This window comes from Dolichospermum sp. UHCC 0352 (assembly GCF_009711925.1).
Taxonomy (GTDB): Bacteria; Cyanobacteriota; Cyanobacteriia; order Cyanobacteriales; family Nostocaceae; genus Dolichospermum; species Dolichospermum lemmermannii.
The window spans coordinates 1-1,548 of sequence record NZ_VIKY01000173.1 but is presented as its reverse complement, the minus strand read 5'-3'; the positions used below and the strand labels follow the sequence as shown (position 1 = coordinate 1,548).

Annotated in this window: 1 protein-coding gene; it reads left to right on the top strand. The window is 37.4% G+C overall.

All coding sequences use genetic code 11. The annotated features are described in order from the left end of the window. The first annotated feature begins 667 nt into the window (after positions 1–667). Positions 668–1,447: an Abi family protein gene (locus FJR06_RS11905; protein ID WP_015079776.1), complete on the top strand. Its 780-nt coding sequence runs from the start codon at positions 668–670 to the stop codon at positions 1,445–1,447. Positions 1,448–1,548: the final 101 nt, after the last annotated feature.

Below are 1,548 nucleotides of genomic sequence, written 5' to 3'. Positions count from 1 at the left end.
CCTCCGGGACGCTTCGCGAACGCTATCGCTCTAAACATCCCTGGTAATGCTTGAGTGAGATAATGTCAACAGATACAGGGTAAGGTTTTCGGACTGCGAACTGCTTGCAGCAGCGCTAGTTCCCTCCGGGACGCACTCGCGTTCGCTATCGCCCTAAACATCCCTAGTAATAGTTGAGTGAGATAATGTGAACAGATACAGGGTAAGGTTTTTGGACTGCGAATCGCCCCACTAATTCCCAGTAATAGTTGAGTAAAATAATGTAAACGCCATCAACTCACCCGCACTGGCGGTAGTTTCCCCACGCTTCCAGGCGAAAGAATCACGCTGAGAATTACTGCGTAACATGATCGGTTCTAACATCGCCGCAGCACGGACTACAATTATCCTATAACTTTAAAAGCGGTTATTTAGTTTAATAAAATTCTCGCCCTGGGGTCGGGAACTCTAAATTGTGATCAAGCCTAATTCTCGCTCATTCACGTTTTGAAGGCCGTATCCAACTCTTTGCTCCAAGGAGTACCCAAGGCTCACATATCCATAGTATCTAAGATTTACAGGTTTGTCAAGTCTTTAAAATAAATATTTCAAATTTCCGTAACTCTAAGTTATATACTCATCTTTAACGCATCTGTCTTATGACATAATTAATACTGAAATTTTTAACATGATTAACCCTACTACCTATGATAGTCTTTGCATAGTTTTTTCTGAATCACACCTTTCAACGTATTTGAATGCGACCAATGAAGATAAGCTAGAAGCATTGAAACTATATACACTGAATATGAGTTTATCAGAATCTCTATATTCATTCCTCTGCGTATTTGAAATAGCTTTACGAAATCGTATTAGTAATGTAGTTGTTAAAGAATTTGGGGATAATTGGTTTGAGGAAAAAGCAGGTAAGTGGTTAAATGGAAAAGCTGCAACGGAATGGCACGACAAAAATGGTAATACTCAAAGAGCAAGATTATTAAAACAGATAGACACAGCAAAGGAAGAAATTAACAAGCAGAATAAAAAAATTAATAACCCAATGTACCATAAAATAGTTACATCAGATACTTTAACTCCAGAGCTAAACTTCGGGTTTTGGACAGAAATTATGGGATCTGACTATGACAGAATTATATGGCATATTGTTTCTCCTCGTTATATTCATGAAGTTTTTCCAAATGCTCCTGAAAAACACAATTTTATGCGCGACATGAAACGAATAAGAAGAATTTTAAACGAAATAAGGATTATACGTAACCGTGTATTTCATCATGAACCTGTTTTTAATACTAGAAACTTATCATTTGATGAATTACTGACAACCTACGAAAATGCTAAGAAATTACTAGGTTGGTTAAGTGAAGACGCTTTATGTTTTTTTGAAGAAAATAATCAATTTGAGAAATTGGTAAATTCAATACCATCTAGCATGAGATCACTATCATAATATAATACCCCCATCCAATCAAACATTCAAATGGGAGTAATATCTCTTAATGCACCAACACGATCACAGCGAACTGCTTGCAGCAGCGCTAGTTCCCTCCG